Origin of the sequence: Paenibacillus violae (genome assembly GCF_032461945.1) — a bacterium.
GTDB lineage: Bacteria > Bacillota > Bacilli > Paenibacillales > NBRC-103111 > Paenibacillus_E > Paenibacillus_E violae.
Genome location: NZ_JAWCUD010000001.1, coordinates 81,085 through 97,402, shown reverse-complemented (window position 1 = coordinate 97,402; position 16,318 = coordinate 81,085). Strand labels below are relative to the sequence as shown.

11 protein-coding genes are annotated in these 16,318 nt (G+C 46.1%); all 11 read right to left on the bottom strand.

The window, feature by feature from the left end:
* Window positions 1-58: 58 nt before the first annotated feature.
* Window positions 59-1,798 (bottom strand): methyl-accepting chemotaxis protein, encoded by a 1,740-nt coding sequence (locus tag RQP52_RS00420; protein WP_315948737.1) that lies wholly within the window; start codon window positions 1,796-1,798, stop codon window positions 59-61.
* A 341-nt stretch (window positions 1,799-2,139) separates the two neighbouring features.
* A complete protein-coding gene (locus RQP52_RS00415) occupies window positions 2,140-4,749 on the bottom strand; it encodes a discoidin domain-containing protein (protein ID WP_315948735.1) in 2,610 nt (869 codons plus the stop codon).
* Between the two features lie 20 nt (window positions 4,750-4,769).
* Window positions 4,770-6,281 carry a glycosyl hydrolase gene (locus RQP52_RS00410; RefSeq protein WP_315948734.1) on the bottom strand — a complete coding sequence of 504 codons (1,512 nt, stop codon included), beginning with the start codon at window positions 6,279-6,281 and terminating at the stop codon, window positions 4,770-4,772.
* 120 nt (window positions 6,282-6,401) lie between these two features.
* Window positions 6,402-7,772: a sugar phosphate nucleotidyltransferase gene (locus RQP52_RS00405; RefSeq protein ID WP_315948733.1), complete on the bottom strand. Its 1,371-nt coding sequence runs from the start codon at window positions 7,770-7,772 to the stop codon at window positions 6,402-6,404.
* Window positions 7,773-7,814: 42 nt separating this feature from the next.
* On the bottom strand, window positions 7,815-9,146 hold the full coding sequence (locus tag RQP52_RS00400) for a UDP-glucose dehydrogenase family protein (RefSeq protein ID WP_315948731.1): 1,332 nt from the start codon (window positions 9,144-9,146) through the stop codon (window positions 7,815-7,817).
* Between the two features lie 4 nt (window positions 9,147-9,150).
* Complete coding sequence (locus RQP52_RS00395; RefSeq protein WP_315948729.1) at window positions 9,151-10,251, bottom strand: glycosyltransferase; 1,101 nt, start codon at window positions 10,249-10,251, stop codon at window positions 9,151-9,153.
* Window positions 10,252-10,281: 30 nt separating this feature from the next.
* Window positions 10,282-11,427 carry a glycosyltransferase family 4 protein gene (locus RQP52_RS00390; RefSeq protein WP_315948727.1) on the bottom strand — a complete coding sequence of 382 codons (1,146 nt, stop codon included), beginning with the start codon at window positions 11,425-11,427 and terminating at the stop codon, window positions 10,282-10,284.
* Window positions 11,396-12,661 (bottom strand): glycosyltransferase family 4 protein, encoded by a 1,266-nt coding sequence (locus tag RQP52_RS00385; RefSeq protein ID WP_315948725.1) that lies wholly within the window; start codon window positions 12,659-12,661, stop codon window positions 11,396-11,398. Before RQP52_RS00385 ends, RQP52_RS00390 begins: the two co-directional genes overlap by 32 nt.
* A complete protein-coding gene (locus RQP52_RS00380) occupies window positions 12,645-13,481 on the bottom strand; it encodes a glycosyltransferase family 2 protein (RefSeq protein ID WP_315948724.1) in 837 nt (278 codons plus the stop codon). The genes RQP52_RS00385 and RQP52_RS00380 overlap by 17 nt, the downstream gene beginning before the upstream one ends.
* Window positions 13,482-13,508: 27 nt before the next feature.
* Entirely contained in the window at window positions 13,509-14,876 is a 1,368-nt protein-coding gene (locus tag RQP52_RS00375) for a lipopolysaccharide biosynthesis protein (RefSeq protein ID WP_315948723.1), read from the bottom strand.
* A complete protein-coding gene (locus RQP52_RS00370) occupies window positions 14,818-16,290 on the bottom strand; it encodes an O-antigen ligase family protein (RefSeq protein ID WP_315948721.1) in 1,473 nt (490 codons plus the stop codon). The genes RQP52_RS00375 and RQP52_RS00370 overlap by 59 nt, the downstream gene beginning before the upstream one ends.
* Window positions 16,291-16,318 lie beyond the last annotated feature (28 nt).

Below are 16,318 nucleotides of genomic sequence, written 5' to 3'. Positions count from 1 at the left end.
GGTAAGCTACGCTTACCCCATAACCCTAAAGAAAACCCACTGTAGTGCTAAGAAGGCACTACAACTCAAACTTCCCAACGACAGTATGTAATTGTTCGGCAATGCCGTTCAGCATACCGGCAGACCTGGTGATATCATTCAGCGACGCCATCTGCTGTTCAGAGGTTTCAGCCACCTGCTGAGCGTAGGCAGATGAATTTCTCGCGTGAGCGCTCGTTTCTGCGACTGAAGCGGACACTTCTTCCGAAGTGGCGGCCAGTTCTTGAGCGAATGCCGCAACCTCTTGTATGCGAACAGCCACTTTCTCGGAAGCTAAGAAAATACGATGAAAGGAAGTCTCCGCCGCATGTACCATCTCTTTGCCCATATCCACTTCCTGCTGGCAATCATGCATCGTTTTAACGGCAACTCCGGTATTGTCTAACACCTGTCCGATCAATTCCGTAATTTGATTGGCAAATTGCGCGGACTGCTCCGATAGCTTACGCACTTCCCCTGCTACAACCGTAAATCCTTTGCCTGCTTCTCCTGCACGAACCGCTTCAATCGCCGCATTCAAAGCGAGCAGGTTGGTTTGCTTCGCTATATTGCCCATCATGCCAATCATATTATTAATTTCTTGAGAATGGTTCCCCAAATTAATAATAACGGTGTTCGCCCTGCTGACCGTATCACTCATCCCATTCATGCTCTTAATGAGCGCTTGGAGGTCTTGCTCGCCTTGCTTTGCTTCTCGGAATGCTTCCATTGAGATATCTGATACCTCGGACGAAGCTTCAGCGATTCGCCCAATGCCAATGATTATCTCCGTCATAGCTGTATTCGTATCCTCGTAATTCTGAACTTGAACTTCTGCTCCGGAAGCTACCAATTGCATGACCTCCGCCACTTGATTGGAAGCATGCGACGTTTGCTCCGCGTGATCGAGCAGTTCTTTGGACGAGTCAGCAACCGAAGAAGAGGCATTGCGAATTTGCAGCAAAATGTCCCGGACATTCGTCTTCATCCGGTTTAACGAACTAACCAGTTCACCGATTTCATCTTTATTTCTTACTTTCACATCTTGTTCTGATAAGCTTCCCAAGGACACAGTCTGAAGAGCTTGCGAAACAAGACGCACAGGCTTGGAGATATTACGTGTAATGAAGAAAGCCAGAATCATACCGATAAAGACGGCAGAAGCAAAAATGTAAATCAGGTTCATTTGCCCAGAACGATAAATAACCGAACTGCTCTCTGAGGCAGCTACCGCGCCTTCATGTTTGATTTTTACAAGAACCTTCAGATATTTCTGCATGTTCACAAAAACTTTATTCGAATCTGAAATGAGAGTTCCAACTTCTTTCTCCATGTTGCCGGAGCCTTTACTCAAATTGGCTTTTTTACTAAGTTCCAAGAACTTCTCATGATAACCTTTGTAAATATTCCATTGGTTTTGAAAGGCTTCGAAATTCCGCTTCTCCTGCTCATCCGTCAGCCCTTCTCCGAATTGTTTAATCTGCTCGTCTACATTGCTAATCCCTGCACTGGCTTGTGTCTGTGTGCTTTGCAGCTGAGCTGGATCCATTAAGATAAAGAGCTGCATTTCTAGTCCGTGTACATTTTCCGTTAAATAACTGATCGTATTGACAGCTTCGACGCCAGGCATCCATATCTGACTGATTTCATCACTTTTGTTCTGAATCGACTTCATATTCGTTAGACTCATCCATCCTGCAACAGAAGTAAGCAATAATAGCACAATAAAACTGACATACATTTTCTTACCCACTGTAATTTGAGGCAGTCGAATATTCAAGAATCTTCTCTCCTTTAGATATTAACCTTTGTTCAAATTTCGAATATCTAAATGTTACAGAAGGATTGTTAAATGTAGATAAAAAAAAGTCCCCACAAAGTGAGGACTTTCATCAAAAAACGACATGTACATAGGACTTTTTAATGATTACTATTGTAATATTTAGCATAAATCCAACATTTTTGTTTGTTTTAAGACAGAAAATTACAAGAATTCTTGTTAAACTTGATTTATTATAACAAAAGGCGAGGATAATATGGTTCAAGTCATCTGGTTGCTCATCTTAATTTTGTTTCTCATCGTAGCTTCAACCCGTAAAGGGTAGGCGTATCCCTCGATTTCTAACCATAAATCTGCAGATCATGAATGGACCAGAAATTCCCGGCCTTCATTGTCTGGATGATCTTGACGAATCGTGCATACGTAGGACTAAAATTGATGTCTAGTATGCTTGAACCGCTACCGGTTGCAATCGGCTGAGACCACGTATACCCATCGGTAGAAACATATACCTCATATTTCCTTGGATAATCATTCGGGGAACCTTCGCTCCGAAGCCTTATCCGGTTGATCGTGGTCGCTGTTTTCATATCCACTTGATAGAATTGTCCGGGAGCTTGAGCGACCCCCGTATCCCATCGGCTGTAGATATTACCGTCAATCGCCCCTTGAGGTTTTCCGGAACTGCTGGTAACCTCCCAGTCCTTTCGATCCAGTGCCACACTATCTGTTGCGATTGCTGCCGCCGGTTGTGAAACTTCGTTGGTACCTGAGAGTCTAATCTGATACTCGTATTGGTTCCCTATTATTGTACTTGTATCGATAAACTCGGTACCTTGCACTTGTTCAGCAATCACCGCGAAATTGTCCTCACTCGCACCAGATTTGCGCAAGATATCATAACTTTGCGCTACTTCAGACTCTTTCCAACTGAGCTCAATCGCATGATGCTGTGCCGGTTTAGCTTGAATCCACGTTGGTGCAATTGGCTTCACCCCATCTGCTCGCGATAAGATATACTGCACGGCCTCACCTGGGCCTAACGTTTCCTTAAATGCCAGTTCGGGAGCGGCTTGCAAGCCGCTTAAATAGGATCGTGCCGACTCATACGTATCACCCGCTCCGAACCTCTCGCCTTCGTATATCGCAGCCTCCGGCATTGTGACCTTGACCTGTATCGTTTGCGGACTCGATTCAAAATTCACAAAATTGAGTAGAATCTTATCCGATTTCCCTCCTGACCCAGGAAGTGCGGGCAATGTCGAGGTATCCACGCCCCGGAAATAAACCAGCTTATCCGATAGCTCCTGTTTATTGCTAACTTCATAAACCAGCGGCTTGCCATGCGTCGCATACGCCAGATTCAAGCGCCGCATCACCCCGACTCGCGTATCCTTTTCCGACGAATTCTTATGAATCTGCATCTGAGCGGGGTTCTGCGTATTCAAATCAATGCCCGGTTCGAACAGCGCATATTCCGGATAAAAGGCCGCATGCTGCATGAACATATCGGCATACCCGATATGAGCTCTCATGATGCGATCGAAGACAGCCGCATGGGGTTCCGCCGCGCCATATTCAATGGGATCTTTATGGCTATCCGAAGTGCCGTACTCCGTATTCAGCATGAGCTTCTGCAAACCATCCTCAGCCCCTCCGAAGGTCCGCATGTTCTCCAGAAAGCTTCCATCTTTATTATTCACATAAGAGGTCCCATACGCATGCCCATTGGTTAAATCCGTCATCTCTTCAAGCTCCATTCGCTGGGTCGGATCACCTTCCCATCCGTCAGGATCTCCGCAGCGCAGCACGCCGGATGTGTTTTGATTCCGGCATGTCCTCATACTGTACTGCGGCGCATAGGCCCAACCCGGAGCGACCGTTTTCACATGTGGAGCAATTTCGGGCAGATTGGTTTTGAGCCATTTGGCTATGGCCAGATTCACACTTTTGGATCGATTAAATAAGCCTGGTTCGTTGTCAATCTCATAATATTGAAACAGGGAACCATACTGCTTCACATAGTCCGACAACTTATTTTCTGCATCGGCCGGCAGCGTGCCATCATCATTCAGTTTAATATTTCCTGTATGCAAATGAAGAGCTACCGCTTGCGTGTTGTAATCACGAAGTGTTTCATAATAAGGCTTAATGGCTGAACATCCCTCTTTGACATCGGTCGCGCAATCCACTCGCATCACATTGCCGCTATAGGCAATTCCCAACCATTTTAAGACATAGGGAAGATGTCGAACCGCTCCTTGGTCATAGTAAAAGGACAAATTGCTGACTTTGGTGCCCGATTCCACATATCGTCCATGAATGGGCTCTTGGGCAGGGGCAGCTAATGCATCAAGCGAGAGATAGTCCCATTTCCACCATAGAAATTTATTCTCATCCGCTTTGCAAGACAAACATCCTTCGGCCGACAGCTTTAATACGTTATTTCCGAGCTGCAGCTGCTCCTTAGGAATATAAAGCTCATATAATTTTTTATACTCATAAGCGCTAGTCGTCCCTCCGACACCGGCGATTTGAATGATGCCCGAAAGCAGGTTATTGGAAAACACCGCCATCTGGGGGACAGACTTATGCGCATCTAGAATTTTCACTCGGAAATGAACCCCATATTCGGGGATTTCAGCTAAGGAATAGTTGATTGACAAGGTAGGATTCAACGATTTATTGAGACCTTGCGGCACCGAGCTCCAAGTCTCCGTTTGATTTTCGCCGGGAGATACAGTGTAACTGATCTGAGCTGTGCTTTCTTTTCCAAATTCCGAATAAGCATCGTCGGGTTTGCCTAACGTCCAGATCGGATTGCCAATCTGGTTGGATTCTGTCATCACCTTTACCAATTCTGTTTTTGCTGATGCACCGTCATTATTCGAAGCCGAGATCAGGATCAGTAAGATCAACAAGGCCGATGGCACAATCACATATCTCATCATGTTAGATACCTCTCAAACCTCTAAGGTAGTAATAGGGCATTTGCTGGAATAATTTCTTTGGGTTGGGAAGGACTCTTCCACATGAGTTTAGCAGCGGCACCATTCTGGTTATCATAATACTCCACTTTCAAATCAACAGGTACGCCAGCCGTAAGGGCGATAGATCCTGTTCGTTCCACCCAACTTTGATTGAACCAACTATCAATAACCAACTTGCCGTTCACCCAAACACGAATGCCGTCATCGCTTAAGGTGGATATCTGATACGTTTCCGAATAGGCGGGCAAGAGTTTTCCTGTCCATCTCACCGAAAATGTATCTGCTTGCATGGAAGGTAAAGGAGCTGAAGTCGACCAATTAAAATCAATCTTGTCATCCACTTTCGTTTCTAGTAGCCCGGTCAGATCCTTATTATCGAAATATTCCGCTCGCAGCCCATTTTTCTTATCCGGGGGCGAAATTGGCTGTATCTGCGGCTGTTTGATTGGCAGAAAAGATTCTCTGCTCAATATTTTCGAATGCGAGTAGAACGATTTAATCTCTTCTTTTTTATTATTTTCGGTCAGCATCTTGCCCCATGTCATGAAATAAGCCCATCGGGGTTGGTCTTTCAATACAGCGGCACTTGGCAACTCACCATTCTCCCCGATCGCTACAGGCTTATCGCCAGCCAATTGCGTGATACTTTTATAATAATCCGGATTGTAATCATTATCATAGATATCTACCGCGAGAACATCTACCTTACTTGCCCCTGGATAGGTCGCCTTGAAGGGTTCAGCATTCCCATTCGGCGCATTGGGGCTCCATACCCAAAGCAAATTATTCAGCTTGTGCACATGCACGAAGCGGTCGTACATAATCGTCCATAGGGCGGAGAAGTTGTTCTTCTTGCCCCACCAGAACCAGTCCCCGTTCATTTCATGATAGGGGCGCCACAAGACAGGAACGCCCGCTTCTTTCAATTTCTCCAAGTAAACTGCCGTTTTATCCAGATCATCAATCAATTTTGCATACTGGGGAGTGCCTGGGGTGACGTATTTATCAAATTCCGCTTGGCTCATATTCCGCTGTACATTCGACCAGCAGAGGCACGTGCCAGGAATGCTTTGATGATAAGAGATGGTAACCAGACCGCCAGCCTTATTCCAAGCGATTGCGCTATTGACTACCTTTTGCCTTTGTTGCGCCAATTGGTTTTCATTTTGAGCCAAAACGGCACCAAATTCATAACCATGAAGTCCAGGAAATTTACCTGTCCAACCTTTCAATTGATTCGTCCATTCATCCGGACTTTCAAGATAATCATGCTGCCCGCTAATCGTGCTAACACCCGAAACGACATACAACTTCTGCAGCACCGCCTTCGCTTCTATCGTTGCTTGCGGGTTGACTGGAACAGAAGTCGCGGACGCCGCAGCTTGCGGATGAAACAAGAAATTCGGAGCTACTAAGGAGAGTAAGAACAATAAGGAAACCACTTTCTTACGTACACCTGCCTTTCCTAAAATTTGAATCATCTTCGTTGTCATAACGCATCCTTTTCACCATGAAATGGTTATATTTGTAATTTTTAGCTATGCCTTCAAACAAGGAATCGCCTTCCATTCCGGAAATCGAATAGAAGGCGGTTCTTTGTTTCAAAACAAAACTTAAATAAATTGGTGAAGGGAAATGTCCTTCCAGTCCATACAAATCCGAACGATATCCTCTTCGACTAAGTCGGATCCGCTTTGTACCTCGATAAATTCAACATCCGTAATTGCCCGAATACTGTGTCTGGTCCCCTCCGGAATTCGCACAACATCACCCGGTTTCACCTGATAGAGTTTATCATTAATGATAATATCCGCTACGCCGCTCACGATAGTCCATACTTCAGAACGTTTGTAATGCAGCTGATAGCTGATATTTTTACCGGCATGAACGAGAATACGTTTCGTGAGCACCTCATTATCTTCGGCATATTTGACATAATCAATAACACGATATCGTCCCCATCTGCGTTCTTCGTACATCGGGCGATGCTCGATTGTATTCATGACTTCTTTAATGCGAGGGCTCTCCGACTTGTTCGTCACCAGAATGCCATCCGGGCTTACGGCAATGACGGCGTCATGGATACCGATGACAGTCACAGGGATGTCGAGCTCGTTAATCAAATGGGTATTCTCGCAATCCGTTGTTACGATACCTGTTCCGATTTGAGAACGTCCCATTTCTTCCGTCAACGTGTTCCATGTACCCAAATCTTTCCAGAAGCCATCGTAAGGGACAACGACACAACTTGCTTCCTTCTCAACAACTTCGTAGTCGAAGCTGATTTTCGTTAATTTATGATAATTTCTGAGCATTTCCTCGTATTGAATCGGAATCCCTTTATCCATCATGACCTCAATGAGGTAGCCGAGTCGAAAAGCAAAGACGCCACAATTCCAAAGCGCTTTTTGATCAATTAAAACAGCCGCTTGTTCCCGGTTAGGCTTCTCGAAGAAATATTGGACCGCTACTGCTTCTGTCCCTTCCATGCGTTCCTCAGAAGGAACAATATAGCCATATTTCTCGGACGGAACGGTCGGAACAACGCCCATTAGCGCTAAATTCGCATTTGTTTCGTGCAGAACATCCTCTAATTGTTTAATTTTCTGAAAAAACGCCTCATCGACATACGGGTCTACCGGCAACACCGTAATCACTGTGTTTAAAGGCAAACTTTCCACATCATACATATAAGCAGCAGCTAACGCGATGGCAGGGAATGTATCTCTGCGCTCAGGCTCGATAATAAGCGGAGCTTCTCCGCCAAGTTGGCTAATAATCATCTCAACCTGCGAGCGATTCGTCGCCAAGTACGCATCTTCGCCAAGGCCCGTGTTCTGTAGTTGCCTCCATACACGTTGCACCATGGATTCATCTTTGCCCTTCTCATCCTCAAGTACCTTTAAGAACTGCTTGGATCTGGAATCATTGGACAATGGCCAAAGTCGCTTACCGGAACCGCCTGAAAGAAGTACCAATTTCATGAAAACCACGCTCCATTTGATTTTATTTGGGATACAAGCAACTTATCTAGCCAGTGCTTTCGGTCTGGATACACCAATCAAATCAGGTCGCCCAACGGAATAATATTTGAGCCCGGTTCCCTGAATTTGTTCTTGGCTGTACACATTGCGGCCATCAATGAGAATCGGCTGATCCATGATAAAAATAAGTTTGGACAAGGAGATGGTTTTAAATTCCTCCCAATCCGTTAGCAAGCAAATCGCATCAGCGCCCACTGCCGCTTCCATGGCATTCTCGCACCACTGAATCGAAGGATGATCAATACGCTCCCTGAATTTATCCATCGCAATAGGATCATACAACTTCAGGGTTGCTCCTGCTCGAATCAGCGTTTCAACAATTTCAATCGACGGCGCATAACGAATATCGTCCGTATTTGGCTTGAAGGATAACCCCCAAATGCCCACCACTTTGCCGCTGAGCAGTCCAAGGGAGGCCTCCAGCTTGGAAATCACCTTGTAGCGCTGGGATTTATTCACTTCCACTACGGACTTGAGCAATTGAAACTCATAATCGACATTGCCGGCAATTTGAATCAAAGCGTCCGTGTCTTTCGGGAAGCAAGAACCTCCATAGCCGATACCGGCATTCAGGAAGGATGAACCAATGCGCTTATCTTTCCCCATCCCTTTGGCCACTTCCGTGACATCGGCGCCGACCTTCTCGCAAATATTGGAGATTTCATTAATAAATGAAATTTTAGTCGCAAGAAACGCATTCGAAGCATACTTGATCATCTCGGCACTCCGGATGCTTGTGACGAAGATTTGATCCGTGAAGGCACGGTGGAGATCGGTAAGCGGCTCAGCCAAACTTGGATTATCTAACCCAAGGACAATTCGATCCGGATGAAGGGTATCATCGATAGCCGAACCTTCGCGCAGAAACTCAGGAATGGATACGACGTCAAAGGCGTGCTGCGTATTCATCGCAATAATCATCTGAATGTGCTCATTCGTACCTACGGGAACAGTGCTTTTCGTTGCAATGATTTTATAGCCATTCATGGCCTTACCAATTTCCATGGACGCTTGCTCAATGTAGGACAGATTAGCTTCGCCATTCGGCAAGGACGGTGTGCCCACGGCAATGATAATGAGTTCAGATTGGCTGATGGCGTGAGCCAAATCCGTTGTAAAAGCTAATCGGCCAGCATGTATATTCTTCTCCATGAGTTCTTCAATGCCAGGCTCATAGATGGGAGAAATGAAATTCTGCAGCTTGTCAATTTTCTGTTTATCCTGATCCACACAGATCACATTATTTCCCACCTCAGCGAAGCACACCCCGGAAACTAATCCCACATAGCCTGTTCCTATTACTGCAATATCCATACGATTAATTCCCCTCTCTGAACTGTTGATAAGCTTTAGCCATGTAGGTTTTCAATTTCTCCATAAATGTTTTTTCATCAAATTTCTGGGCATGTTGGATAATTCGGCTCACATCCCAGGCATGATTCTCCACTTCCTGAATAGCAAGCAGCAGATCCTCTACCTCTTGCCGTTTGAAAAACACACCATTCACATGAGGCACTATTGTATCTAGCGCGCCACCAGCCTGATAGGCGACAACGGGTCTTCCCGCCGCATTGGCCTCCAGCGGTGTAATGCCGAAATCCTCCTCGCCGGGAAAGATTAAGGCGCGACACTCCGCCATCATTTTGGTTACTGAACCGTCATCCAACCTCCCCAGAAAACGAATATTTCCTTTGGCCATCGCCTTCAGTCTCATCAGGTCGGGGCCTTCGCCTACGATATGCAAAGGCAGGCCATTCCGATTAAATGCTTCTACAGCCAGATCAATGCGTTTATAAGACACAAGCCTTGATACGATCAAATAGTAATCCTCAATGTTCGTCGAGCTATGAAAGCGAGTTGTATTAATCGGTGGAAAAATCACATCGGAATCGCGATGATAGTAATTGCGGATGCGACTTTTCACAACCGAGGAATTCGCAATAAACTGATTTACATTGGCAGACGTTTTTTGATCCCATTGCTTAAGCTGGTCGATATAAATTTTCAAGAGACGTTTCATCACACTCGATTTGGTTTGTCGCTCCATATAAGTGTCATAATCCCAGGCGAAACGCATGGGGGTATGGCAGTAACAAAGATGGAACGTGTTCTTCGGTACCTGAATACTCTTCATGAATGCGCTGCTTGAACTGAGCACAATATCAAATTCTCGAAAGTCAAAATCCTTAATTGCAAACGGATAAAGAGGCAGCATTTCTTTAAAATGACTTTTTCCTCCAGGCATTTTCTGCATCCAAGAGGCTCGTATATCCGCATCCCTCAGTTCATCGAGCAGACGATTGTTGCTAAACATGGTCGTATAAATGGGAGCACTCGGGTACATTTGGTGAAAGACTTCAACAACTCTTTCGGCTCCGCCCATTTGAACCAAATAATCATGCGCAATTGCTATTTTCATTTGATCCATCCTTTACACACTAAGCGGTCATCAAGAGTTAGCGATGAAACCTGCATAGTAATGAGTGATTTGGGTAACGGTTCGTTCGATAACAAAGTGTTGCTCCACACGCTTGATGCCATTCTCGCTCATTCGGCGTCTCTCCTCAGGATGCTCGAGCAGATAGCGAATGGCATCAGCCAGCACGGCTGGTTTTCCTGGTGTAATGAGAAGTCCCGTTTCACCATGCACAACCGTTTCCGTCGGGCCGCCTTCGTTAGAAGCAATGACCGGCAAACCGGCTGCCATGCCCTCGACAATGACCTGACCAAAAGGCTCAGGTGTGATGGAAGTATGAACCAATAGATCTGCTTTCTGCATCAACCCTTGAATATCTTCAACATGTCCTAGTAAGGTGACATTGTTCAGTTGATTGTCGGCAATTTGCTGGAGCAGTTGTTTCTTATAGGCATCTTCGCCGAACAGGGCATCCCCGGCTAACCAGAAATGAACCTGCTCATCCGGCAGAAAAGATTTCGCCGCTTCGAGCAAAATATGCTGGCCCTTCCATTCCGCCAACCGGCCAACCAGTAAGACTACGTAGGGCTTTCGCCATGTTTTTTCGATCAAAGATGGCCTTTTGGCTTTGGAATTGGCGAAGGCTGAATACACCACTAATGTTTTCTTGGACTTCGGCAAATTCAAAGCACTCAACGTAGAATTGGAATTTGCAATAACGCCATTAGGCAGCAATCGGGACATCAGGCGAATCGCTTGGGCAACAACCGGCTTCAAATACGGAACGCCAATATGATCCCGAATATGCCAGATGAGTGGAATTCCCGCCCATTTAGCAGCTACAGCTCCATAAAAAGCTGATTTCAAAGAATTCGTATGTACACAGGCAACTTTCTCAGCTTTCAGTAGTTTAGCTACCCTTTTCCCATAACTCCAAAGTTCTAATGCAGCCGATACCGCTTGAAAATTCACGGCATTTCGGTTGCGATTGCGCACCTTATCACTTAAAGGTAAAACGCGAACATCAATCCCTTTAGCTCGTAACCGATCAACCAGCGCTCCCTCTTCAGCCACAATGACTAGCGGATCAATCTCCTTGCCAAAATTCGTAATGAGATTGTAAAGTGCGACTTCGCCCCCGCTCCATCTAGCGGTATGATCCAGATAAGCTACTCTCATCTTGTTCACGTCCTCCTCTCTTCCTGGCCGCCGCCGATTGATTCCTGACGTAAGCATGGCGATCATCAAGATCAATCACGGAATGAAATACTTCGTTCACCTGCTCGGAAACTCTCTTCCACGTATAATGCTCTAACACGTGATTCCTGCACTGCTCACCTGTAGGCCACAACTCAGGATGCTTCAATATGCGATTTAGTCCTGAGGCAATATCACTGCTGCTGGTTCCAGCAAACAGCATATCCGGCCGGTATTTCTCAAGAATTTCACGGTTCCCGCCAATCGGAGTTGCCATGACCGGAACCCCGGCTGCCATTGCTTCTACAGTGATTAGGCCGAAGCCCTCTAACGCTTGTGAAGGAACAACGAACAAATCGGCTGCCTGATAATAGTCCGCAAGCTCACTGTCAGGGATGTACCCCAGCAATCTAACGCTGGACTGGAGCCCATACTCGACAATTCGGCTCTCCAGCTCCGTTTTCAGCGGACCTTTGCCGCCTATAAACAGCACGGCATCCGGCTTCGAACGCACAACTTCTTTCCAAGCTTCCAGCAGTTGAAGCAGCCCCATTCGATTGACCAGCCTTCGCAAAGTCAACACGACGGTTTTCCCTTCCGGCAGCCCCAGCTTCGTTCTGATTGCGGAACGATTCGCTGCCGGCTTAAACCGGCCCACGTCCGCCCCGCCAGGAATGATGTGTATCTTGGCAAGTGGAACGCCGTATTGGTGGTGAAGAATATCGCGAAAAGTTTCACTTAACACGATGAAAGCATCCGCCAATTGGTAAGCTTTCATTTCCCAGCTTTTCGCGATCATGGTTTTGAATCTATGCTTCAAACCCTTGCCCTCAAGCCTGATTTCCTCACTCCATGGACCGTGAAATGTCATCACAACCGGAATATTTCGGGCTTTCGCCTCCATCGCCACGCCCAAACTATAAGGAGCAAAGTGGGAATACACGATGTCAACAGGCTGCCCGTTCATGATTTCTGCGGCTTGCATGCGAAAAGCATCACGCCGTTTGCTCAATTTCAAATTCGTGCCGGCCACATTGGTAACACGAAGACCACTTTTTACTTCCGGCTTATTCGCACTGCAAACCAAGGCTTCAAGCTCATGCTGTGTATCCAAGCTTTCGCAAATATGCTTGAAATAGGTATTTAACCCACCCGGCTGAGCCGAGGGCCAACCCATTCCGGTGCACAAGATCCGTAAATCATTGTATCGTTGCATAAGCTTTCCCCTCCTTGATCGGCCCCTCATGGGACTGCTTCACACGTTTATGAGCCAATCCAAGCTCATACTGTTTCATGCAGACCAGGAACTCGTAGATCCCCCAGAAAAGTGCCACAGCAAGTCCCGGGATTCCCTTTTTATACAAGCCATGAACGATATATTTCTGAACAAAACGCAAGGGCGGTCGAACGAGCATACGCAGCAGACTAAATCTTTTTCCCATCGCCACTGCGCCTTCCGCCTCCAGATCGGTATATTTATTAAACCGTTGAATATGGTCATGTATGCTGCGGAACCCATAATGCCATAAGACACCTGGTACAAATAGGACATTCTCATTCTCCACATTCGGTGTTTCATGCACTAGACTTTCCTTATACTGAATTTGTGTACGGTTATACAATCGTACCAGCTTCTCGCCTTTCCCCATCCAGCGTCCTAGAAAGTCTCCAATCCGCAGAACGGAGTAGGCTTTGCTTGGATCGGTTAACTCGCCTTTCAGCATCTGAATGGAGTCAGATAATTGCTCATTGACTACCTCATCCGTGTCGATTACGAAAATCCAGTCATAGGTGGCACGATCACTGCCATAGATACGCTGTTTCGCATAACCTGGCCATGCGTTCACATAGACTTTGCAGCCTAATTGCTCGGACACCCGAACGGTCCCGTCCTTGCTCCCGCCATCGACTACAACAATTTCGTCTGCAAAAGGCTTGCAGGAGGCGATCGCATTCGCTATTCTCGATTCATCGTCTTGCGCAATGATGACAACAGAAATTCGATTTACTCCCACAGCATCACGATAGCGACTCATTTCGTTCGCCCCTCCCCCAATGTCCAATTATTTGGCCTTATATGCTGTTATTGCTGAAAGCAACCAACGGATATCCTCTTTATTCAACAGTAATCTTGGAAGTTTCGTTTTCAAGGTGAATTTGACATTGATTAAAATAAAGATAAATCGCAGGATACCCGATGACAAAATGGCCATTCCCGCACCGGCGAGTCCAAACTTCGGAATAAGCACCGTCAGCAATGGGATGACAACCAGCAGCCCGATTCCTTGCAAGATCGTAACGATCTTGGGCTTGCCTAAGGCCATGAACGCTTGTGCTAAAACCATAGTTCCACCAGAAATGGACACTTCAAGAAGCAGCATTCGAAATACACTGATAGCTTCTCTAAAATCAGGACCATACAAGAGCGGCATGACGAAAGGAGCAACCAGCATGATAATCAGAGAGCATAACAAGGCTACGCATGTGCTGATCCGGTATACACGGAACGTCATATCCACCACTTTATCCTTCGGCAGCCCGGATGCTTTCGGGAACAGCACCACGATAATTGAGGTTGAGAAAATATTAACGACCCGAGAAAGGCTTACCGCTACCGCATAGAGTCCAAGTTCGGTCGGATTCAGCAGTCCGATAATCACAATTTGGTCGATGTAGTAGGAAACATTGCCCATTAAATCGTTGCCGTAGGATCCAATCCCATATCTGATTAATGTCTGAAAGGAACGGAATACATCCTTGATCACCCATTGATACTGTCTTAGCAAACGAACAGTGGTCCATATGTAAAAGGGAACCGCCGGAGCGAGATAAGCTACAGCTGACGTGTAAGGAGTCATGGTTTTAGTCAAGATTAGCAGAGCAAGGCCGATGAGCGTACTCAGCGGAATAAGAAATCGCAGACGATTAAATAGTTTGTACTCGCCTCTTACCTGCATCATCGCATTATTAATCTGGGACAATACGATGAGAGGTACGATAACCATGGACCATTGCGAGAATAGGACCACACTGTCGGAATACGTACGGAGCCAATAAGGTAAAACCAGTATCCCTAAGCACATCGCAAGCATGCCTGCTGTCAAACCCATGAGAACAGCGGTCGAATAAAGCTTGGCGGAATCCTTCATGTTCTTTTTCACGTTGTAAATAATGGCGGAAGGCATACCAAATGAGAAGCTAAAGGCTAAGAATTGTGACCATAACACCATAGCGGCCTGCTCTCCTCGGCCGGATGGCCCAAGAAATCGCGCTGTCAAAATACCGGTTAGCATATTAATGACTAAGATAAGCACACTGAAAAACATCGTTTTAACCGAAGATGACAAATGACTTTTGCTCGAAAAGAAAGCTTTAATGAAGCCGAACAGAGGCTTTATGCGGACTAATTTCAAGTTGACCGGCTGCTGCATCCGAAATTTGCCTCCTCTCTTGAACGATCGTTCGATGCGCCATAATTCCAATGCCTACGACCATCCATAATAGAAAACCTTTCAACCCTGTATACCCATTTTCAAAAACAAGACAAACGATACTTCCTTGCAGAGCCGAGAGTCCTAACTTACCATAAGCCGTTATCCCGCCCGGTTGGTGTTTCTGAGATAATAGATAACGGGTGACAAGCCACAAAGCCCATAGGAACAATAAGCCACCAAGAATACCAAAGGTTAGAAAAATGGCAACAAATCCATTATCGAAAATGCCATATTCCCCTAATGCTCCGCCATTGCTGAGCTTGGTGCCGACACCGATACTCCCTAGCCCTAATCCTTGCGGTTTCGAGAACATCATCGGGAAAACGGTATGGAAGAAATCAAGTCTCTCATTGTAAGAGTGATCATCCTGAATAGCTGTCATCGTATCTAAGCGAGCAATCAGACCTTGTGCTCCAGGCAGCTTAGGGATGATGACATACATCGCTGCAATAACGGCTGTTAATTGAGCGATCAACTTCCACTTTTGTCTGCCGGCCGATACAGCTGTATAGATCGCGATATCGATGAAAAGCATTACCCAGGCAGAACGAACTAACGTGACCAGCAGTCCAACCGTTACAAGGATAATCCCGATCCAGCCTAACGGTCCCCGCCATCTTTTTTCCAAAATCATAGGGGCAAGTGCAGTTCCCATATACATCCCCGCAGGTCCTGGCGAATTCAGCGTAGAGAAGACTCGGATTTCCAATGGAAAAGGGTGGCCAATCGACGTCATTTCCACATGATTCATCCAAAATGCATCCCAGGGAGGCACGATGATATATTGAATAATGCCATAGACAGCTACCAGGATCGCCGTGTTAGAGAAAGCGACAACTAATCGGTCTAGCGCCTTATTGTCGAATTCACTTAAAGCCGCATAAGGGATTAACAACAACGGAATCACATAATTCGCTAAATCGTAAAAGGTCCCGCTCCCATTCTTTGTTACGCCAATCAGACAGCCATACAGCAACACGATGGCCATATAAATTAGCAACTTGTAGATGCGAGATTCCATCTGGTGAAACTTAGCCAAAATAGGAATAATAAGCACAGCACTTGTTAACAAAGGTGCAATACTTAACAGCGAAACCGAATGGTACGTTCCTTCCATCCAATCCTGTATTCGCCGAATCTCCGGGCAAATAACCCAGACCAGCAGGATATAAGGAATTAATCGCCGTGAATCGAATAAGGCCAATACAAAAGCAGGAAATAGCAGCATTGACAAGATTGCAATTTGCATACTCAAATCAGGATCCAGAGTTGCACTTGAATAACCAATGACGACAGAGACGGCCAAAGCCATTGCAGCGAATAACAACGTCATGCGACCCGTCTGTGTCATGATCAAAGGGGGTTTACTCATTTTGCTG